Source organism: Sphingomonas pseudosanguinis (assembly GCF_052056765.1).
In the GTDB taxonomy this organism is placed as follows: Bacteria; Pseudomonadota; Alphaproteobacteria; order Sphingomonadales; family Sphingomonadaceae; genus Sphingomonas; species Sphingomonas pseudosanguinis.
In genome coordinates, this window is record NZ_CP189888.1 from 275,222 (window position 1) to 296,846 (window position 21,625).

14 protein-coding genes are annotated in these 21,625 nt (G+C 67.4%); 10 read left to right on the top strand and 4 right to left on the bottom strand.

Translation table 11 applies throughout. The features are described from left to right. Positions 1–12: 12 nt before the first annotated feature. The gene (locus tag ACQHGV_RS01230) at positions 13–2,769 is read right to left on the bottom strand and encodes a TonB-dependent receptor (RefSeq protein WP_440979135.1); all 2,757 of its coding nucleotides are present in this window, start codon (positions 2,767–2,769) and stop codon (positions 13–15) included. 241 nt (positions 2,770–3,010) lie between these two features. Between ACQHGV_RS01230 and ACQHGV_RS01235 the strand changes: the two genes are divergently transcribed. Continuing rightward, positions 3,011–3,742: an acid phosphatase gene (locus ACQHGV_RS01235; RefSeq protein ID WP_440979136.1), complete on the top strand. Its 732-nt coding sequence runs from the start codon at positions 3,011–3,013 to the stop codon at positions 3,740–3,742. Here ACQHGV_RS01235 and ACQHGV_RS01240 read toward each other — a convergent pair. Then, positions 3,720–6,401 carry a TonB-dependent receptor gene (locus ACQHGV_RS01240; RefSeq protein ID WP_440979137.1) on the bottom strand — a complete coding sequence of 894 codons (2,682 nt, stop codon included), beginning with the start codon at positions 6,399–6,401 and terminating at the stop codon, positions 3,720–3,722. The two genes, ACQHGV_RS01235 and ACQHGV_RS01240, sit on opposite strands and share 23 nt — an antisense overlap. Before the next feature lie 399 nt (positions 6,402–6,800). Here ACQHGV_RS01240 and ACQHGV_RS01245 point away from each other — a divergent pair, with 399 nt between their 5' ends. Next, positions 6,801–9,143, top strand: a complete 2,343-nt coding sequence (locus ACQHGV_RS01245; protein ID WP_440979138.1) for a TonB-dependent receptor — start codon at positions 6,801–6,803, stop codon at positions 9,141–9,143. A 19-nt stretch (positions 9,144–9,162) separates the two neighbouring features. Further along, positions 9,163–9,846, top strand: coding sequence for a Fe2+-dependent dioxygenase (locus ACQHGV_RS01250; protein ID WP_440979139.1), 684 nt, complete (start codon positions 9,163–9,165; stop codon positions 9,844–9,846). A gap of 107 nt (positions 9,847–9,953) precedes the next feature. On the opposite strand, the gene ACQHGV_RS01255 is transcribed toward ACQHGV_RS01250, so the two are convergent. Beyond that, positions 9,954–12,068, bottom strand: coding sequence for a TonB-dependent siderophore receptor (locus ACQHGV_RS01255; protein WP_440979140.1), 2,115 nt, complete (start codon positions 12,066–12,068; stop codon positions 9,954–9,956). Positions 12,069–12,246: 178 nt separating this feature from the next. Between ACQHGV_RS01255 and ACQHGV_RS01260 the strand changes: the two genes are divergently transcribed. The 7 genes from ACQHGV_RS01260 (at position 12,247) to rarD (ending at position 20,668) form a co-directional block, all read left to right on the top strand. Beyond that, positions 12,247–13,092, top strand: coding sequence for an endonuclease/exonuclease/phosphatase family protein (locus tag ACQHGV_RS01260; protein ID WP_440979141.1), 846 nt, complete (start codon positions 12,247–12,249; stop codon positions 13,090–13,092). 223 nt (positions 13,093–13,315) lie between these two features. Beyond that, entirely contained in the window at positions 13,316–15,289 is a 1,974-nt protein-coding gene (locus tag ACQHGV_RS01265; protein WP_440979142.1) for a sialate O-acetylesterase, read from the top strand. A 256-nt stretch (positions 15,290–15,545) separates the two neighbouring features. Then, positions 15,546–16,841, top strand: a complete 1,296-nt coding sequence (locus tag ACQHGV_RS01270; protein ID WP_440979143.1) for a 3-methyl-2-oxobutanoate dehydrogenase (2-methylpropanoyl-transferring) subunit alpha — start codon at positions 15,546–15,548, stop codon at positions 16,839–16,841. Between the two features lie 190 nt (positions 16,842–17,031). Next, entirely contained in the window at positions 17,032–18,039 is a 1,008-nt protein-coding gene (locus ACQHGV_RS01275) for an alpha-ketoacid dehydrogenase subunit beta (RefSeq protein WP_440980103.1), read from the top strand. Between the two features lies 1 nt (position 18,040). Then, positions 18,041–19,339 (top strand): dihydrolipoamide acetyltransferase family protein, encoded by a 1,299-nt coding sequence (locus tag ACQHGV_RS01280; RefSeq protein WP_440979144.1) that lies wholly within the window; start codon positions 18,041–18,043, stop codon positions 19,337–19,339. 169 nt (positions 19,340–19,508) lie between these two features. After that, positions 19,509–19,739 carry a hypothetical protein gene (locus ACQHGV_RS01285; RefSeq protein WP_240456096.1) on the top strand — a complete coding sequence of 77 codons (231 nt, stop codon included), beginning with the start codon at positions 19,509–19,511 and terminating at the stop codon, positions 19,737–19,739. A gap of 44 nt (positions 19,740–19,783) precedes the next feature. Then, positions 19,784–20,668 carry an EamA family transporter RarD gene (rarD, locus tag ACQHGV_RS01290; RefSeq protein ID WP_440979145.1) on the top strand — a complete coding sequence of 295 codons (885 nt, stop codon included), beginning with the start codon at positions 19,784–19,786 and terminating at the stop codon, positions 20,666–20,668. Between the two features lie 155 nt (positions 20,669–20,823). On the opposite strand, the gene ACQHGV_RS01295 is transcribed toward rarD, so the two are convergent. Further along, the gene (locus tag ACQHGV_RS01295; protein WP_440979146.1) at positions 20,824–21,603 is read right to left on the bottom strand and encodes an SDR family NAD(P)-dependent oxidoreductase; all 780 of its coding nucleotides are present in this window, start codon (positions 21,601–21,603) and stop codon (positions 20,824–20,826) included. Positions 21,604–21,625: the final 22 nt, after the last annotated feature.

Below are 21,625 nucleotides of genomic sequence, written 5' to 3' on the forward strand. Positions count from 1 at the left end.
GAGGCATCGGGATCAGAAGCTGACCCGGACACCGCCGAGCAGCGTCGTGCCCGAACGGGTCACGACATAGAGCCGCCTGGTGCTGTTCGAATATTGCCGCTCGCGCTGGTTGGTCAGGTTGATGCCGTTCAGCGTCAGCTGGACGTTCTTCGTAAGTGCATAATGCGCCGACATATCGACATAGACCGTGCCCTCGAACCCGGTCACGTCATGATCGGGGCCGAGCGCGGTCAGCACCGGCGAGGCGCTGAAGATATAGCCGCTGCGATAATTGGCCGAGACGCGCGCGTCGAACGCCTTGTCCTGGTAATAGAGGGTAGCGTTGGCGTTGTACTTGCTCAGCCCCTCCAGCGTGGTCGCGATGCTGCCGGTGTAGATCTTCGAATAGTCGAGCCGCGAGTCGACATAGGTGAAGTTCACCGCCGTCCCCAGCCGGTCGAAGGGCGCGGGCAGGAACTTGAAGTCGGTCTGGCCGGACAGCTCGACGCCGAACAGGTTGGTCTTGAGCAGGTTGACGGGCCGCGAATAGCTGTCGACGATCGTGCTGCCGGTGACGCCCGGATAGAGATTGTCGGGCAGCCCGGTCTGCGCATAGGGCACATTGTTGACCGTCTGGGTCGAGATATAGCCGTCGAGCGTCTTGTAGAAGAGCGCGGCGGCGACATAGCCGACCGAGCCGAAATAATATTCGGTCGAGATGTCGAAATCGGTCGACTTGTAAGGACGCAGATTGGGGTTGCCCAGCGACACGGTGATATTGCCATTGTCGTTGTTGACCGAGCCGTTGACCGCCAGCGCGCCCAGCGAGGGGCGGTTGATGTTCTTCGACGCGGCGAAACGGACCATCAGGCCCTGATCCAGCTCGAAGATCAGGTTGGCGGCGGGCAGCACGCCTTCATACTCGCCGCGCACCGTAATCGGGCCGACGCTGGCCAGACCGTCCGAGGTGACAGTGGTCCGATAATAGCGCGCGCCGATATTGCCGCGGAACGGCACGCCGGCCAGGATATGGTTCCAGTCATATTGGACGAAGGCGGCACCCGTCCGCTCCTCGACCGCGAACACGCCCAGCTTGTTGGTCAGATATTGCGACCGGTCGATGCCCAGCGTCTGAAGCATCTTGGGGAAGTCGACGATCGTCCAGTCCTGGCCCGAATAACCGGTATAGGTCTGCGCATAGGCGCTGGGATTGGCGTTGACCTTTCCCGACACGAAGCCGCTGGTCAGGATATTGTCCTGTTCGGCATAATAGCCCGAATTGCCGAACCGCCGCCATTCGCCGCCGACGCTGATCGTGTCGTCGGCCGTGACCTTGTAGTCGAAGCGGCCCTTGACGTTGTCGAACGCCGTGTCCTGATAGGTCTTGTTCGCATACAGCCGCTTGGCGTGCCAGAAATTGGGATCGGCGGTGTTGAACTTATAGGTGTTGACCATCGAATAGGTGCCGCCGCGATAGTCGGAGATGACGTCGCCGAACCCTTCCAGGGTGAACTTGTCGTTGACCGGCATCGCATAGCCCGACCGCTCGACACCGCCCAGCCAGGTGAAGGTCAGGCCGTCGGCCAGCTCGGCGTCGCCCGACAGGACGAGCTGTTTGAAGATGTTCTTGGTGTTCTGGACGCGGGTCTCGGTCGACGCCTTGCCGCCGCTGACGTCAAGATAGACCACCTCGTTGCGGTCGTTCCACTGGATCGCGTTGACGCGCGAATTGGGATAGACGGTGCCGGCAAAGGTCTCGCCGCCGCCCAGCCAGGTCGAGCTGCCGCCGCCGCGCGAGGCGAGATGGGTCTCGAACCGGTCGCCCTTGAACTGGCCGTACAGCCCGTCGAGCGTCAGATGGACCTTGTCGGTCGGGTTCCACTGGGCCGAGCTGGTGAGGCCGATCCGCTCCTGCGTGCTGTCCCACACCGACAGGCGGTTGCCGCGCGGGAACAGCAGGTCGCCCGAATTGATCTTGGCCCGCTCGGCGGCGGTCAGGCGCGACAGGTCGCTGCCATTGGCCTTGTTGCGGCGCCAGCGATAGGTATCGAAGCCCTCTTCGCGGGTGTTGCGGCGGCTATAGGCGGCCGAGACGAGAATGCCGAAATCACCCCAGTTCTTCGAGATCAGGCCGGTCAGCCGCGGCTGGAAATCGCGGGTCAGCGAGTTGGTGCCGCCCTGCGCCGAGAAGGCCACCTTGTCGCCCTTATGGTCGAACGGCCGCGCGGTATAGAGGCCGACGGTGCCGGCCAGGCCGCCCTCGGTCTGCCTGGCCTGGTAGGACTTCTCGACATCGACATGGTTGAACAGTTCGGCGGCGAACAGGTTGAAGTCGAAGGCGCGGTCGCGTGTCGTCTGGCCACGGCTGTCCTGCGGCGAGTCGACATTGCCCAGCACTTCCATGCCGTCGAGCTGGACGCGGGTGAAGTCGGGACCCAGGCCGCGCAGCGAAATCCGGCGACCTTCGCCTGCCTCGCGGTTGATCGCGACGCCGGGCAGGCGCTGCAGCGCTTCGGCGAGGTTCAGGTCGGGAAAGGCGGCGATGTCGGAGGCCGAGATCGAATCCTTGATGATCGTCGCCTCGCGCTTGGAATTGCGCGCGGCGGCCAGGCTGGTGCGATAGCCGGTGACGATGACGTCGCCCGCCGCATTCGTCGGGCTGCCCTGATCCGGCGCGGTCGCATCCTGCGCCGCCCCATCCTGCGCCCCCATATCCTGCGCAAGCGCCGGCTGCACCGCGAACAGCGTGCTCGACGCCAGCAGCAGCGCCCTCTTCGTCCACTTCGTCACGAAATACCCCCCAAGGAAATCCAATAGCTCGCCCGGCCATGCGGACGATCGCGGGGGAAGACGGGAGCGGCCGACAAACGGGGACAAGGATTTTTGTAAAAGTTTTAAGACATTTATGGCGTTTTTGTTACATCGCTGGCGATGTCGGACCTTTCGCAAAATTGTCGGGCCATGGCTGTCCCCGTTACATCTTTGCGATACTCTTGGGGACACGGATCACATCTTGGGCATGGAGCGGAATATGCGGGTGATGTCATGGCGGGCGGGTCTGGCGGCAATCATGATGCTGTCGGCTCCGGCCGGGGCGCGGGACACGAGCGGTTATCTGCGCGCGGGCGAGGGGCTGGACCTGGCGACCATTCTGCCCGGGCCGCCCGCCGCCGGCTCGCCGCGTGCGCGCTCGGACGCACAGATATTCCGTGACAGCCGCGCGATGCAGGGCTCGCCGCGCTGGCAGCAGGCGACGGCGGACGTATCGAGCGACCTGGGTGAGCGTTTCGCCGGCGCGCTGGGCTTTCGCCCGGACTGGGCACGGCTGCCGGTGACCAAAGCGCTGATCGCGCGCTTCGATGCCGATCGGTCGGCGGCGATCCGGGCGGGCAAGGCCTATTGGCAGTCCGCGCGACCGTTCATCGGCACCGACCTGCCCATCTGCGAGCCGCGCACGCCCTCGCTGATCGCCAATGGCGATTATCCCTCGGGGCATACCGCGCATGGCTGGGGCTTCGCGCTGATCATGGCCGAGTTGTTGCCCGACCGGGCGCAAGCGATCCTGGCGCGTGGCCGCGACTATGGCGACAGCCGCTGGATCTGCGGCGCGCACAGCCTGAGCGCGGTCGAGGGCGGCTATCTGGCAGCGAGCGCGGTGGTGGCGCGCGAGCATGGCGATGCCGCCTTCCGCCGCGACATGGCGGCGGCGGTGCAGGAGCTGTCGGCCTATCGCCGGACGCTCACAGCCGCCAATCCGCGCTGAGCGCGATGACGCGGCCCTGCTGGGCGCGAACGGTGATGACGCCGCCGGCATCGCTGGCGCGGACCTCGCCGCCCAGCGCGTCGCCCTGCATCACCGCGATCCGGTCGAGGATGTTGGTGGCGCGTAGCCGCATAGTTAGGGCGGGCGTCGCCGCCCAGCTCGCGCCCAGATCGACAATGGCGAAGCCGGGCAGCGCCAGCGTGTTGGCATCATCGGCGAAGCGGCGGCCCATCGTCGACACGTCGCCATCGAGCGTGACGCCGGTGTCGGGCGCGATCCAGCTGGCGGACAGGCGGCCCATCCATTGCGGTACGCGGCGGGGCAGGCGGCCGCTGAGGTCGGTGACGACCGGGCGGCCATCGATGATGCTCGACAGGCGATAGGAGAGCAGGCGCGGGTCCTGCCACGTCGCGGTGCCGCGCAGCGACAGGCCGGGGATCGGCTCGACCCGGCCGGCGAGTTCCAATCCCAGCGTCCGCGCGGTCGCGTCATATTGCCCGACCTGCACCCCGCCGGTGGCGGGATCGAGCGACAGATTGGGCAGGCCGATATTGGGAAAGCGGCTGGCGAAGGCGGTCGCGTCGAGGCCGAAAGCGCCGCGCCGCCAGATCAGGCCAAGCTCGGCCTGTTCGATGGTCAGCGCGCGCGGGGCGTCGGTGCTACCGATGCGAAAGACGCCGGGATCGGGTAGCCGCATCGCGCGGGTCAGCCGCGCGAAACTCCCCAGCGCCTCACCGGCACGCCAATGCAGCGCGACGGTCGCGGCGGTCCGCGCCAGCGGCTGGCGGCGATCGTCCCACAGGCCCGATCCGATCATCAGCCGGTCGTCGGCCAGTGTCTCCGGATCGCCACCGTCGCGGATCGCGGGCCGCTCGATCCGGGCGGACAGGCGCGCGCGTTCGTGGCGCAGGCCCCAGTCGATCCGCCAGCGCGGCGCGACCTGCCATTCGTCCGCCGCATAGAGCGCGACCATGCGCTGTCGCCCCTCCAGCGCCTCATAGGTCGAACCGGCGGTCAGCAAGCCCCGATCGGTGAGCCGGCCGATCGCCCGACCGTTAACATCCAGCGCGACCAGATCGAGCCGCCGCCCCTGCTCGCGCGCCTCGACCAGCGCACGCGCGACGGCGCGGGCGAAGTGCCAGTCATAGCCGACGCCATAGACGCCCAGCGTCAGGTCATGATGCCCCGCCGCGTCCAGCGCGCGCGAATAGGACAGGTCGGCGATCGCCTCATGCAGCCGGGTATCGGCCGCGACCGGGTTGAGGATGGTGACGCGGTCATTGCCCGGCAGCGCGGCGAAGGGCGTGCCGTCGCCCGCATGGCACAGCGCGACGCTGGCCGTGTCGGGAAAGGCGGCGATCAGGCGGGGCAGGGCCTGGGTCAGCATGTCCGCCGCCGGAACCGCACTGCCCGAGGAGGACAGGGCGTAACGCTCGGTATGCGAGGCGCGGTAATGCGCGCGCAGGGTCAGCTTGCCCGCGCCCAGCGGCTGGCTCCACGCAAGCGAGGGCATGGCCAGGCGATTGCGGTTGTTGCGGCCCAATGGTCGCGTGCCCAGCGCCGCGAAGTCGAGCGTGGCGAAATCGGGTCCGAAGAAGCTCCCCCGCCGGGGATCGAAACCGGGCAATGGCGACAGGCGGCCGCGATCATAGCGCATCGGAAAGGACGAGATGTTGAGCGTGTCGTCGTCCAGCAGATGCAGCGCCAGCGTCAACGTGCCGCCCTGCGGCAGATCATGGTCGACCCGCGCCCGCACCTGCCCCCCGCCCAGCGTCGAGGCGATGCGGCGGACGCTGGGGTCGCGGGTGGCCATCCCGCCGACGATCGCGCGCCAGCCCGGCGCGATGGGGCCGGCGACATAGCCCTCCCACCGCGCCAGGCCGTAATCGGTGAGGGTAAGCCGGGTCTCCGCCGATCGCCGCGCAGTCGGCGCCCGGCTGCGCAGGTTCAGGATGCCGCCCGGCGCATTGCTGGCGAACACCGCCGAGGGGCCGCCGCGCACATAATCGGCCGTCTCGATCATCAGGTCGGGGCGGATGAACTGGTCGATATCGGTCCAGGGCAGCGTGTCATGCTGCACCGGCAGGCCGTCCTCCTGCACCGCGATCGCCTGATACCCGTCGAGCGGGATGCCGCGCACGCGGATCGTGTTCGCCGCGACCCCGGCCGAATTGTCCACCCATAGCCCCGGCAGGCCCGACAGCAGCTCGGCCAGACTCTGCGGCGCGCGGCGGGCAAGCTCCACGGTCGCGATCTGTGACGCGGAATAGCTTCGCTCCAATTCGCCCTGCACGCTGGTGCCGCGCCGGCCGGAGACGATCACCTCCGCACCGATAACGGGGGGCGGGGCGGCCGGGGCGGGGCGCGCTTCGGGCGGTCGTGGAATGGCGCGGCGGACGACGATCCCGCCGGCACGCTGGCGGCAGGACAGTCCCGCCGGCCGGCACCAGCGATCGAGCGCGGTCGACAGCCGCATCGCGCCGCGCAACCGGGGGGCGTGACGCCCCGCCAGATCGGCGGGCCGCGCGACCAGCGCCTGTCCCGCTTGCCGCGCCAGCCGGTCGAGACCGGCGGCGACGGGGCCGGCGGGCAGGTCGACCGCCAGGACGGGATCGTCCTGCACGCTCCCGGCCAGAGCGATCGCCAGCAACAGCGTCATCCCCGCACCTGACCCGTGCCGGTGCGGCGGCCCTTCGCCCCGTCTGTCATCCGTTATACGCGCCCGATCCCCCAGATCCGGCGCATGGGTGCCGGTCCGACGCGGGCGCGCTTAGCGGGCGATTATGTAGCCCGCATGTCAGTCGCGCCGACCGGGTCGTATCGACATCCCGATGCACCATCGCACTCGCACTCATGTGGAGCATGCCGGTGACAGCGTACTCGGTCATGAGCGGAGGCTGATCGCGACGACGGGGGCACCTCTTCGTCAGGTCTGTAGCCTGCCACCTCCCCTCGCAGGGGAGGAAAAGAGGGAATGCTGGATAAATGAGAATCACTATCAATCGCATTGACAGTGCGATTGTCTCGCAATAGCGACTGGATCGAAGGGGAAAAGATCATGTCGCATTCGTTCATCGCGCTATCCTGCGTGGGCTTTCTGGCCACCGCGCCACATGTCGCCGCGGCCGAGGAGGCGCCGCGCGTCGAACCGACGACCCGCGCACAGGACGCCGCCGGCCAGCGCGATACGGTGATCGTCACCGGACAGCGCGCGCATGCCGCGACGCTGGAAAGTCCCAAGGCGACCGCGCCGCTGCTCGACACGCCGCAGACGATCACCGTGGTCAGCGAACAGACCATCCGGAAACAGAATCTCCAGACGCTGCGCGACGTGCTCCAGACGATACCGGGCATCACCTTCGGCGCGGGCGAGGGCGGTGGCGGCTATGGCGATTCGATCAACCTGCGCGGCTATTCGGCGAACAACGACGTCACCATCGACGGCGTCCGCGACAGCGCACAGTATAGCCGCACCGACCCGTTCAACCTGCAACAGGTCGAGGTCTATAACGGCGCCAACAGCGTCTTCAACGGATCGGGATCGGTCGGCGGCACGATCAACCTGGTCTCCAAGGTGCCCACGCCCGAGACGCTGACTATCGTCCAGGGATCGGCCGGCACCGACAATTACTATCGTGGCGCGATCGACAGCAATGTCCGCGTGTCCGATCTGGTCGCGGTGCGGCTGAACGGCGCGTACCACCATAATGACGTACCCGGCCGCGACGTCGAGACGATGGAGCGCTGGGGCATCGCGCCGTCGGTCACCATCGGCATCGGCGGGCCGACCAGCCTGACGCTCGCCTATGTCCATCAGGAGGATCGCAACACGCCGGTGTACGGCGTGCCCTGGTTCGACAACGGCCTGATCGACGGCTTCGTGCCGGGCGCGCGGCGCGACAGCTATTTCGGCATGGCCAATCTCGATCGCCAGGCGATCACCGTCGACCGGCTGACCGCCACCTTCCGCCACGCGATCGACGATCATTGGAGCGTGCGCAACCTGACCCGCTGGCAACAGGTGAAGCAGGACAGCGTGACCTCGGCACCGCAGGGGATTTTCTGCCTGGCATCGACCGGCCGACAGCCCAGCGGCGCGGCCTGCCCCGCCAATGTCCCGGCCGGCTTCTATCTGCCCTCGGGTCCGCGCGGGCTGGTGCGGAACCAGGAGAACCAGCTGCTCTATAACCAGACCGATCTGCGGCATGAGGCCGGCGTGAAGGGCGGGCTGCACAATGTCCTGAACATCGGCGTGTCGGGGATGGTCGAGAATTACCGGATCACCCAAGGCTCGCTGCCGCGCAACGCCGATGGCAGCGCGGTGACGCTGCCCCTCATCAACATTGCCGCGCCCGACACCAACTATGCCGGGCCGATCAACTTCGTGACCACCGCCCAGTCGCGCAGCGAGACGCGCAACATCGCGGTCTATGCCTTTGACACGCTGGAGCTGAACCGCTTCTTCGAGCTGAACGGCGGCGTGCGCTGGGAGTATCAGGAGGCGAACTTCCGGTCGCTGCCGCTGGCTGCGGCGGCGGTGAACACGCTGGCGACGCAGCCGCAGGTCAGTCGCGAGCGGCTGTTCTCCTGGCGGGTCGGGGGCGTGTTCCACCCGGTCGAGCATGTCAGCATCTATGCCGGCTATGGCAATGCCAGGACGCCGTCCTCGACGACCGTCCGGCTGGGTTGCGGCGTGCCGGCCTCGGCGACCGCCGCCAACCCCTGCGCCGTCGCACCCGAAACCGCGAAGAATTACGAGGTCGGCGTGAAGGCCGGGCTGTTCGACCGCCGGCTGGAGCTGACCGCCGCCGTCTTCCGCAACGAACGCACCAATTACCGCGTGCCCTCCAACGATCCGTCGCTGCCCGCCAATCTGCAGGTACTCGACGGACGCAGCCGAGTGGACGGCATCGCACTGGGCGCATCGGGCGCGATCACCCCGGCCTGGACGATCTTCGCCAACTACACCTATCTCGACGGCAAGGTCCGGCAGAGCATCTCCAACCGCGACAAGGCGGCCGGCATCGTCGATCCGCAGGCGGGCAGCCGGCTGATCCAGACGCCCGAACATTCGGGCAGCCTGTTCACCACCTACAAGCTGCCCTTCGGCCTGGAGGTCGGCTATGGCCTGACCTATCAGGGATCGTTCGCGACCAACGCGCCGGTGGGCCTGAACCCGGTGCAGTTTCGGGTGGACGATTATCTGATCCACCGCGCCTATCTGGCCTATACCGTGGCGCAACGCTGGACCCTGCAGCTCAATGTCCAGAACTTCACCGACGAGAAGTACGTCACCAGCGTGCGTAACAATGTGAATGCGACGACCGGCATGGTCACCGGCGGCTGGGCAGTGCCCGGCGACCGGCGGCAGACGACGCTCAGCCTGTTCTATAATTTCTGAACCGGATAGCGTTGCCGCCATGCTGATCGCGATTCCGAACATACTCGATCCCGCCGGCGTCGCCGCCATTCGCGGGATCATCGACGACAGTCCCTGGGTCGACGGCAACGCGACCTCGGGGCCGCAGGCCGCGCTCGCCAAGCGCAACGAACAATTGCCGGAGGATAGCGCCGCCGCCACCCAGGCGGGGCGAATGGTCCTCGACGCGCTGGGCCGCTCAGCCCTGTTCGTGGCCGCGGCGCTGCCGCTCAAGGTCTATCCGCCGCTGTTCAACCGCTATGCCGGCGGTCAGGCGTTCGACGTCCATGTCGACAATGCGGTGCGACTGAAGCGCGGCAGCGATTTCCGGATGCGCGCCGACCTGTCGCTGACCCTCTTCCTCGAAGACCCGGCCGCCTATGACGGTGGCGAACTGGTGGTCGAGGATCTGTTCGGCGAACAGCGGGTGAAGCTCGGCGCGGGCGACGCCGTGCTCTATCCCGCCTCCAGCCTGCACCGGGTCGAGGCCGTCACGCGCGGCGCCCGCGTCGCGTCGTTCCTGTGGGTCCAGTCGATGGTCCGCAACGATGGCGAGCGGCGCATCCTGTTCGACCTGGACCGGGCGATCCAGCGGCTGGGCGCGGACAAGGGGCAGGGCGATCGCTCGGTCGTCGAGCTGACTGGGGTGTATCACAATCTGCTGCGCCGCTGGGCCGACGCCTGAGCCTCCACCCTCACCCTTCCGACGCTTTGCGCCTCCCTCCCTCTCCCAGCGGGAGAGGGAAGGGGCCCGCCCGCCATAGGCGGGTGGGAAGGGTGAGGGCGGGGAGCTTAGAACCGCCCCCGCAACGTCACCCGCACATTTCTCGGCGCGCCCGGCATCGTCCACACATCGGCATAGCTACTGGCGATGTAATAGGTGTCGAAGATATTCTCGAGGTCGACGCGCACGTCGAACTGCGGATTGACCCGCCACGTCGCATCGGCGCGCAGCGTCGTATAGGCGGGCAGGCGATAGCCCGAGGCGAAGGGATCGCCGTTACGCGCGCCGACATGGTTCACCCCGCCGCCGATCGTCACCGCACCGATCCGCTGATGCAGGTCGAGCGCGCCCAGATAGCGCGGCACGTTGGACAGCATCGTGCCGATCAGCGCGGCATTCTTGTCGTTGCGCACCGTTGCGTCGGTATAGGTGAAGGTGCCGGTCGCGGTCAGCCCGCCGGTCAGTGCCAGATCGGCGACCGTCTCCACGCCGCGCGAGCGCTGGCGGCCGATCTGCGTCTTGACGAAGACGTCGGTGGCGTTGGGGTTCAGCACGTTGCGCTTCGTCATGGTGAACAGCGCCGTCTGACCGGTCAGCGCACCACCGAACAGCGTGTATTTCGCGCCGACCTCGGCCGAATCGCTCTTCTCCGCGTCGAAACTGGCGACGCCGTCCGACGGGTTGAGCCGCAGCGACTGGCCCCAGCTGGTGAATAGCGACAGGTTGGGTGCCGCCGCCCAGGTCAGCGCGGCGCGCGGGGTGATGCCGCGATCCACCGTCTCCAGCCGCAGACCCCGGATGCGGTTGAGCATCGACTCGCGGAAATTATTCCAGCGCGCGCCGATCAGCGCGGTAAAGTCGCCGAAGCGGATCAGGTCCTGCGCATAGAGGCTCTCGCTGCGGAAGGAATGATGCCGGTCCTGAAACGGCGTCGGCACCGGCAGCGTCTGGCCATAGACGGGGTTGAAGGCGTCGATGGTCAGGATCGGCGCACCGGGTCGGCCGCGTGCCTGGTCCATGCGGAAGTCCATGCCATGCCGCACCCGGTCGGCCCCGAAGCGGAGTTCGTGCGATAGGCCCAGCCAGTCGAGCTTGGCGGTCATCTCGATCCGCGCGGTCAGGTCCTGCCAGCGGAAATCATGGAAACGCCGCGACCGCCCGATCGTCCGGCCATCGGCCTGCACCCCGCGCGCGCCGAAATCGACTTGCGTCGCATAGCCGGTCAGGAAGCCGGCGCGGCTCGATAGCCCGCCCTCCAGCGAGACGCGGTCAGAGAGCGCGGCGAAGACGCTGCCCTGTTGCCACAGCATGCGCTGGGTCATGCGGCCATCGGCGGGCTCGCCGAGATATGTGGCGCGGTCCATCGCGCGCGCATCGCCCCGAATCGCCGCCACGCCACGATCGATCGGCGCGCGGTTGCGCATGAACTCGGCCTGGTAGAGCAGGCGCAGGCTGTCGCTGGGCGTGAACGCGACCGAGGGGGCGAGCAGCAGCCGGTCGGTATGGACGTAGCGGCGGAAGCTGTCGCCCTCCTCCGCCACGCCGATCATCCGCACCGCCAGCGTGTCGGTGACGGGGCCGCCGATGTCGCCGGTCGCGCGCACCCGGTTCCAGCTGCCATAGCTGAGCGAGGTTTCGCCCTGAAGGGTGCTGGTCGGCGCCTTGGTGACGATGTTGAGCGACCCGCCCGGCTCGCCCAGGCCGGACAGCGCGGCGGCGGCGCCCTTCAGGAATTCGAACCGCTCGACCGTGGCGGTGTCGATGGGGGCGTTGAAGCCCAGATTACTGCTGAACCGGTTGATGAGGACATCGGGGCCGCTATTCTCGTTGCCGGCAAAACCGCGGATCGAATATTTGTCCCACAGCCCGCCAAAGTCGTTCTGGCGGGCGACGCCGCCGGCCAGCTCGACCGTATCGTCCAGTCGGGTCGCACCCAGCCGGTCGAGCAGCGCGCGATCGATGATGCGCAGCGACTGGGGATAGCGGCGCGCGGAGGCGTCGGTGCCGGTGATGCTGGCGCTCGCCTCGCGCAGGCCTTTGACGACAATGTCGCTCTGCGCGTCGGTGGCGGCGGTCGTGTCGTCGACGGGCGAAAGGGGGGCGGTCGGCCGATCCGCGGCCCAGCCGGGTTGCGCCATGACGCATCCGGCCAACAGCATGACGCGGCCCATTGTCTTCGACATTTCCCAACGACCCCCATTCAATCGATTTGCACGGCGCCAATATCGATAATGCTAATAACTCTCAATCAAAAATTGGATCGATTTTGGTCTTGGCGTGTGTCACGACGCTGCCATGCTCGCTTGCCAAGGGGGTTCGGCTCGGGCGGCGGCCGGGCGGGTTGGTGTAAGGGACGAAGATATGACCGGCATTCGACGCGTGTTGCGGATCACGGCGATGATGGCGGCGGTGCTCGCGCCGCTGGGTGCGATGGCCGATCCGCTCAAGGTCATGACGTTCAACGTCCGCTATGCCTCGTACGAGGGACCGGAGCGCTGGGCGGTGCGGCGGCCGGTGATGGTCGAACTGATCCGCCGCGCGGCCCCCGACGTGATTGGGACGCAGGAACTGCTCCAGCGGCAGGGCAACGATCTGACCCAGGCGCTGCCCGGCTATCGCTGGTTCGGCCGCGACCGGATGGGCGGGCATGCCAATGAGCATATGGGCATCTTCTATCGCCCCGACCGGCTGACCCTGGTCGCGCATGGCGATTTCTGGCTGTCCGATACGCCGGACGTCGTCGGCAGCCAGAGCTGGGGTACCGACCTGCCGCGCATGGCGAACTGGGCGGTGTTCGAGACGAAGGAGGCGACGCCGCACCGCTTCCTGTTCCTCGACACGCATCTGGCGCACCGCGACGAGGATGCCGACGCACGCGACAAGGCGGCGGCGCTGATCCTGGCGCGGCTGCCCGCACTGGCAAAGGACCTGCCGGTGGTGGTCGCGGGCGACATGAACGCGCGGCCCGACACGGCGGCTTACCGCCGTTTCGCAGGCGCGCTGACCGATGCCTGGGGTAGCGCAAAGCGGCGGGAGGGGCCGCCGATGACGTTCCACGACTTCACCGGCACGCCTGACCGGCGGATCGATTATCTGTTTGTGCGTGGCTTTCGTGCGGAGGCGATCGCGACCGATAGCTATCACCGGGGCAAGACCTATCCGTCGGATCACTTCCCGGTTCAGGCGACGCTGACGTTCGCCAAGTAACGCCATTCCTCCCCTGGCAGGGGAGGTGGCGCGCGCAGCGCGTCGGAGGGGTGTCCCCCTCTCGATAGCGCGACACCCCTCCGTCAGGCCTGACGGCCTGCTACCTCCCCTGCAAGGAGAGGAATGATATGATGCCTGTTTCCCGATAGCGTTATCATTTGGCTGTTCTTATGATCGTCGCATGAGCCATGGCGGCATGCGCCGGGCATAGGAGAGGGATGACATGCGGATGGGGCATTCGGGGTCCGGCGCCGGGCGGCGCATGGGTTTGGCGCTGCTGCTGGGCACGGCGGCGGCCTGGCCCGTGATGGCGGAGGCGCGGCCGCGTATCCTGACCCCGATGAGCGCCCATGCCGTCCTGCAACGCGACCGCCCGATCATCGTCGAGGGCTCGGCCGATGCCGGCGAGGGCGTCACCGTGATGCTGGGCGGCAACAGCGCCACCGCGACCGCCGATGCCAAGGGCCGCTGGCGCGCGACCCTGCCTGCGATGGCGGCGACCGCGACCCCGCTGACCCTGACCGCGACGGGCAAGGACGGTGCGACGGACACGATGGACGACCTGCTGGTCGGTGATGTCTGGCTATGTTCGGGCCAGTCCAACATGGAATATCCGACCAAGCAGGCACTGAATGGCGAAGGGCTGGTCCGGGGCGCGGCCGATGACCGTATCCGCCTGCTCGACGTGGCGCATCATGTCGGCCTGTCCGCCGACGCGCCGCTGGAGAAGCGCCCGGTCTGGGCCGCCGCGTCGCCCGCCAGCGTCGCCGATTTCTCCGCCGCCTGCTATCTGATGGTCAAGGATCTCGCGGCCAAGGCGAACGTACCGATGGGCGCGATCGATTCGAGCTGGGGCGGGACCAAGATCCTGCCCTGGATCGCCGCCACCGATGCGCGCAGGCTGCCCGGCCTGTCCGCCGATGCTGACCTGCTGGCGCTTTATGCCCGTGACCATGCGGCGGGGCTGCGCAGCTTCGGTGATCGCTGGGGCGACTGGTGGCGCAAAGCGAGCGGGACCAAGCGCGGGCAGGAGCCGTGGAACGCACCCGATCGGCTGACATGGTCTCCGGTGCCCAAGTTCAGCCCCTGGGAAGAATGGGGCGTGCCGGAACTCGCCGACTATAACGGGCTGGTGTGGTTCCGGCAGGGCTTCGACCTGCCGACCGTCCCCACCGGCGACGGGGTGATCGAGCTGGCGGGCATCGACGAACTCGATACCGTCTGGGTCAATGGCGTGGTGGTCGGGGCGACCTTCGGCTGGGGCGACTGGCGGCGCTATAACGTGCCGCGTTCGGCGCTGAAAAAGGGGCATAACGAGATCGTCGTCGGGCTGGGCGACACCTATGGCCCGGGCGGCATGTTCGGCCCCGCCGACCATATCCAGTTCACGCCCGCTGGCGGCCAACCGATCCCGCTCGGCACCGGCTGGCGCTATTCCATCTACAAGGCGAACGACCAGAGTTATCCGCGCAGCCCTTGGGAAAGCCATGCGGGTTTGGGCACGCTCTATAACGGCATGATCGCGCCGCTGGGGCCGATCGGGCTGAAGGGCGTCGCCTGGTATCAGGGCGAATCTGATGTCGGTCGCGCCGATTATGGCGACCGGCTGGTGGCGCTGATGACCGGCTGGCGGCGGCAGTTCCAGAGCCCCGAGCTGCCCTTCCTGATCGTGCAGCTCGCCAATTTCGGCACGCCGCCGGTCAAGATCGAGAACAGCGGCTGGGCGGCCTTGCGCGAGACGCAGCGTCTGGCGGTGCTGCGCGATCCTCATGCCGCGCTGGCGACGACGATCGATATCGGCGTGCGCAACGACATTCATCCGGCGGACAAGAACGAACTCGCCAAGCGGCTGGTCTTCGCCGAACAGCATCTGATGGCGGGCGACCGCGCCAATGCCTCCGGGCCGATGATCGCCTCGGCGACCCGTGCCGGGAGTGAAGTGGTGCTGCGCTTCAACGGTGTGCAGGGCGCGCTTCATGCGTGGAGCGCGGCGGCGCCGATCGGGTTCGAACTGTGCGATGCTAGCGCCTGTCGTTATGCTGATGCGACGGTGAATGGGGCGGAGGTGCGGCTGGCCGATGCCCGCCCGAGCGATGTGCGCGTGCGCTATGCCTGGGCCGATGCGCCGGTGGTCAATTTCTACGACGAGGCCCCGCATCCGGTCGTGCCGTTCGAGATGGCGGTTACGGGGAACTGACATAACATTCCTCCCCTGTAAGGGGAGGTGGCAGGCCGTAAGGCCTGACGGAGGGGTGTCCCGCTCTCGATAGGGTGACACCCCTCCACCAGCTTCGCTGGTCCCCCTCCCCTTACAGGGGAGGAAAGTGGAGAAACGCCACCACCCGACGCGTTCAACCGACTAACGCCCCGAAAAGGCGCTTGAAATAAAATGTCATCCGGTTGAAAGATAGCAACGACCCGAGCAGAATCGGGCGAAGCGTTGAGGAGAGAGCATGGCCGTGCCGCCAGAAGGCATTTCGCGCGCCAACCTGGCCCCGTTGCAGCTGCATGTCCCTGAGCCGAAGTTCCGGCCGGGCGATGCGGTCGACTTCGCCAGTGTCGAGGTTCCGCCCGCCGGTGCCCAGCGCCGCCCGGACACCGCCGCGCCTGCCGACAGCTTCCACGAACTCGCCTATACGCTGGTCCGCGTGCTGGATGACGAGGGCCGCGCCGTGGGTCCCTGGGACCCCAAGCTATCGCCCGATCGACTCCGCCGGATGCTGCGCCACATGGTGCTGCTTCGCGCGTTCGACGAGCGCATGTTCCGCGCGCAGCGCCAGGGCAAGACCAGCTTCTACATGAAGGCGCTGGGCGAGGAGGCGGTCGCCGTCGCCGCCGCCCATGCGCTGGATTATGAGGATATGTGCTTCCCCTCGTACCGCCAGCAGGGGCTGCTGATCGCGCGCGACTGGCCGCTCACCGACATGATGAACCAGATCTATTCCAACAGCGCGGATCGGCTGGGCGGCAAGCAGTTGCCCATCATGTATTCGGCCAAGGAAGCCGGGTTCTTCTCGATCTCGGGCAATCTGACGACGCAGTACCCGCAGGCGGTGGGTTGGGCGATGGCCTCGGCCGCCAAGGGCGATACGCGGATTGCCGCCGTGTGGTGCGGCGAGGGCTCGACGGCGGAGGGCGATTTCCACTCGGCCTGCACCTTCGCCGCCGTCTATCGCGCGCCGGTCGTCATGAACGTCGTCAACAACCAGTGGGCGATCTCCAGCTTCTCGGGTTTCGCAGGCGCGGAGGCGACGACCTTTGCCGCGCGGGCGATCGGTTATGGCATTGCGGGCCTGCGCGTCGACGGCAATGACGCGCTGGCGGTCTATGCTGCCACCCAATGGGCCGCCGAGCGGGCGCGGACCAACCAGGGCGCGACGCTGATCGAGCATTTCACCTATCGCACCGAAGGCCACTCCACCTCGGACGATCCGACCCAGTATCGCTCGGCGGGCGAGCCGACCGCTTGGCCGCTGGGCGATCCGATCCGGCGGTTGAAGGATCACCTGATCGCGCTTGGTGAATGGGACGAGGAGCGCCACGCTACGCAGGACCGCGAAGTCGCCGAGGAAGTCCGCACCGCGCAAAAGGCGGCCGAGGCGAACGGTATTCTCGGCCACGGCCTGCACCAGCCGCTCGACAGCCTGTTCGACGGTGTGTTCGAGGAGATGCCCTGGCACCTGCGCGAGCAGCGCCAGCAGATGCTCGACGAGGAAGAAGCGAGCGGACGGCCATGGGCGCGGAAGTGATGGCCCCCTCTCCCACCGGGAGAGGGCGGGGCCCGCTCGGCAACGCCGAGTGGGAGGGTGAGGGCATCCTCGCCGTATTCCCTGCCCTCACCCTCCCGGCGCTCTGCGCCTCCCTCCCTCTCCCAATGGGAGAGGGACAGTGAGCGACACCATGACCGAGACTGTCGAAGACGCGGGCGAAACCACCCGCATGAACATGATTCAGGCGATCAACTCCGCCATGGACGTGGTCATGGCGCGCGACCCGGATGTGGTCGTGATGGGCGAGGATGTCGGCTATTTCGGCGGCGTCTTCCGCGCGACCGCCGGCCTTCAGAAGAAATATGGCAAGACCCGCGTGTTCGACACGCCGATCACCGAATGCGGGATCATCGGTGTCGCGGTCGGCATGGGCGCCTATGGTCTGCGCCCGGTGCCCGAGATTCAGTTCGCCGACTATATCTATCCCGCGCTCGACCAGCTGGTCAGCGAGGCGGCGCGGTTGCGCTATCGCTCGGCGGGGGAGTTCACCGCGCCGATCACCGTGCGTTCGCCCTTTGGCGGCGGCATCTTCGGCGGCCAGACACACAGCCAGAGCCCCGAGGGTATCTTCACCCATGTCTCGGGCATCAAGACGGTGATCCCCGCGACGCCCTATGACGCCAAGGGCCTGTTGATCGCCGCGATCGAGGACAATGACCCCGTCCTCTTCTTCGAGCCCAAACGCATCTACAACGGCCCGTTCAACGGCCATTGGGATCGCCCGGCCGAGAATTGGTCCAAGCATCCCGGCGGCGAGGTGCCGACCGGCTATTACCGCATCCCGCTGGGCAAGGCGGCGACCGTTCGCGAAGGCGAGGCGGTGACGATCCTGTGCTACGGCACGATGGTCCATGTCTGCGCCGCCGTGGTCGCCGAGATGGGCGTCGATGCCGAGATCATCGACCTGCGCACCCTGATCCCGCTCGACATCGAGGCGATCGAGGCATCGGTGAAGAAGACCGGCCGCTGCATGATCGTGCACGAGGCAACCCGCACGGCGGGCTTCGGCGCGGAGCTGTCCGCGCTGGTCCAGGAACGCTGCTTCTATCATCTCGAAGCGCCGATCGCGCGCGTGACCGGCTTCGACACGCCCTATCCGCACAGCCTGGAATGGGCCTATTTCCCCGGCCCGGTCCGCATCGGCCAGGCGCTCAAGACCCTGTTGAAGGACGCCTGACATGGCCCGTTTCACCTTCCGCCTGCCCGATATCGGCGAAGGCATCTCCGAAGCCGAGATCGTCGCGTGGCACGTCAAGCTCGGCGACCGGGTCGAGGAGGACCAGTCGGTCGCCGACATGATGACCGACAAGGCGACGGTCGAGATGGAATCGCCCGTCTCGGGCACGATCGTCGAGCTGGCGGGCGAGGTCGGCGATCAGGTGCCGATCGGATCGGCGCTGATGGTGATCGAGACCGATGCGGTGGAAGAGGCGTCGCCCGCGACCGAGGAAGCGGTGCTGGAAGCCGAAAACCCCGGCGTGGAAGAAGCGCAAACTCCCTCTCCCCTTGTGGGAGAGGGCCGGGGTGAGGGGGCGGCGCAAGCGACGTCCCCCGTGGCTACCCCTCACCCCGACCCTCTCCCACAAGGGGAGAGGGAGCAGGAGAAGAAGGTGCTGGCCTCACCCGCCGTGCGGGCGCGGGCGCAGGATCTGGGCGTCGATCTGGCCAGCGTGAAGCCCGCCGAGGGCGACCGGGTGCGCCATTCGGACCTCGACGCCTTTCTACGTTATGGTTCGGGCCAGGGCTATACCCCCGTCCGTAGCCCCCGCGCCGACGAAGCGGTGCGCGTCATTGGCATGCGCCGCCGCATCGCGGAGAATATGGCGGCGTCCAAGCGCGCCATCCCCCACTTCACCTATGTCGAGGAAATCGACGTCACCGCGCTGGAGGAGACGCGCGCGCAGTTGAACGCGGGGCGGGGCAACCGGCCCAAGCTGACCATGCTGCCGCTCCTCATCGTCGCGATCTGCAAGACCCTGCCCGACTTCCCGATGCTCAACGCGCGCTATGACGACGGGGCGGGCGTGGTGAACCGGTCGGGTGCGGTGCATATGGGCATGGCGACTCAGACCCCGGCGGGGTTGATGGTCCCCGTCATCCGCAATGCCGAGAGCCGCAATGTCTGGCAGCTGGCGACCGAGATCGGTCGTCTGGCGGAGGCCGCGCGCGCGGGCAGCATCGCCAGCACCGACATGGGCGGCGGCACGATCACGCTGACATCGCTAGGGCCGCTCGGCGGCATCGCGACCACGCCGGTCATCAACCGGCCCGAGGTCGCGATCATCGGCCCCAACCGCATCGTCGAGCGCCCCGTCTTCCGCTCCGACGGGCGCGGCGGCGAGACGATCGCGCGGGCCAAGCTGATGAACTTGTCGATCAGCTGCGATCACCGGGTGGTCGATGGCTATGATGCGGCGAGCTATGTGCAGGCGTTGAAGCGGTTGCTGGAAACGCCGGTGATGCTGTTTGCGGATTAATCCTATGCGCTGGGCGGGGGCGGGGCGTGCGCTTCGACTTCGCTCAGCGTGAACGGCTGTTGGTGTTGTTTCCCCACCTCCGTTCAGCCTGAGCGACGTCGAAGGCCACGCTCAGGCCTTGAACCAAATCCCGCCCCCGGCGTCCTGTCTTCGGAGACAGGAGGATGCCATGCGCGGAATGACGGCGGGATCGGTCGAAGTGACGTCGGACGGAACGGTGCGCGGGATGGTCGGCGGGGACGTCATCGTGGCGTCCGGTGTCGATGCAACGATCAGGGGCATGATCGCAGGGGACGTCATCGTCGAACCCGGCGCACGGGTGCGGATCACCGGTATGGTGTCGGGCCGGGTCGTCAATCATGGCGGCATGGTCGAGGTGGAGGGCATGGTCGCCGGCTGACCCCAGCCTTGCCTTCTGTGCGCCAAGCGTGAACAGGGGGCGGCATGACGACCGCTCAACCTGCCCGCACCGGCCTTTTGCTCGGCATCGGGGCCTATGTCAGCTGGGGCATATTGCCGCTCTATCTCAAGCTGTTAAAGGGCGTGCCCGCGCTTCAGGTGCTGGCGCACCGCATTCTGTGGTCGCTCATCCTGCTGGCGGCCATCGTGCTGGTCCTTAAGCGTGGCAAGGCGATCATGGCGGCGGCGCGAGGGCGAACGCTGTTGCTGCTCTGCGCCAGTGCGGCGCTGATCGCGGTCAACTGGATGGTCTATATCTGGTCGGTCCAGAACAACCACGTGCTGGAGGCGAGCCTCGGCTATTTCATCAATCCGCTGATCAATGTCGCGCTCGGCGTCGCGCTGCTGGGCGAGCGAATCCGCAAAGGACAGGCGATCGCGGTCGGCATCGCCGCCCTCGGCGTGGCGATACTGGCGATCAGCGGGGGCGGGGCGATCTGGATCTCGCTCGCGCTCGCCTTGTCCTTCGGTTTCTATGGGCTGGTCCGCAAGATCGCGGCGATCGACGCGTTGGGCGGCCTGACGGTCGAGACGCTGTTGCTGGCCGCGCCCGCATTGGCGGTGCTGCTTCAGGCGAGCGGGAATGGTACGGCGGCGTTCGGCGTCGACCGGCATCTCGACATGCTGTTGATCCTGGCGGGGGCGGTGACGGCGGCGCCGCTGCTGATGTTCGCGGCGGCGGCGCGGCGGATGCGCTATTCGACGCTGGGGCTGCTGCAATATCTCGCCCCGACGCTGCAATTCGCGCAGGCCGTGCTGCTGTTCGGCGAGCCGCTGAAGCCGGTCCATATCGTGACCTTCGCGCTGATCTGGGCCGGGTGCGCGCTCTACGCTTTCGACAGCGTGCGGGCGAGTCGCAGCGGAGAATAGGTTCGCGCGGAGGCGCGGAGACGCGGAGGTGTCTGAACGTGCCGGACTGGAGTCCGCCCCCATCGATCGGCAGACAAAGCCGCGCTGCTTGAAACGGAGGCAGCCTGCGGCTGGGCTGATCACCTCCGCGCCTCCGCGTCTCCGCGCGAACCAATCTACCGCCGCCCGCTCTGCAATTTCGCGACAGCCCGCCGCAGCATCCCGCGCGGGGCGACGCGCGTACTCGCGGCGGTCAGCCGGTTGAGCAGCCCCGACACCATCACCGCCTGGCCGCGCTCCAGCGCCTCCAGCCCGTCGCGCACCACCTGCTCCGACGTACCGGCGAAGCGCTCGAACAGTGGCGTCTGCGCCATGCCGGCGACATCGGCGAATTCGGTGTTGGTCGGCCCCGGGCATAGCGCGGTGACGGCCACGCCACGTCCCTTTACTTCCTCGTGCAATGCCTCGGAGAAGTGCAGCACGAACGCCTTGCTGGCATAATAGACCGCCATATACGGCCCCGGTTGAAAGGCGGCGGTCGAGGCGACGTTCAGCACGCGGCCACGTCCGCGCGCCAGCATCGGCGGCAGCAGCGCATGGGTCAGCGCAACGAGCGCGCGGGCGTTGAGGTCGATCATCCCCAGCTGCGTCGCCAGATCGCCCTCGGCGAACGGCCCCAGCGCGCCGTAACCGGCATTGTTGATCAGCGTGTCGATATGCAGCCCGCGATCCGCGATACCGTCGAGCAGCGCCTTCACCCCCTCCGCTTGAGCCAGATCGGCGGAGACGACATGCACCTCCACCCCGGGGCGCTGGCCGAGTTCCTGCGCCAGGGCGGCCAGACGGTCGGTCCGCCTGGCGGTCAGCACCAGCGTCACCGGCTTCCTCGCCAGCGTCCGCGCGAAGTCCGCGCCCAGTCCGGCCGATGCGCCGGTGATCAGGATGGTATCGGTCATGGCCGCCTTCCCAAAAGGGGGC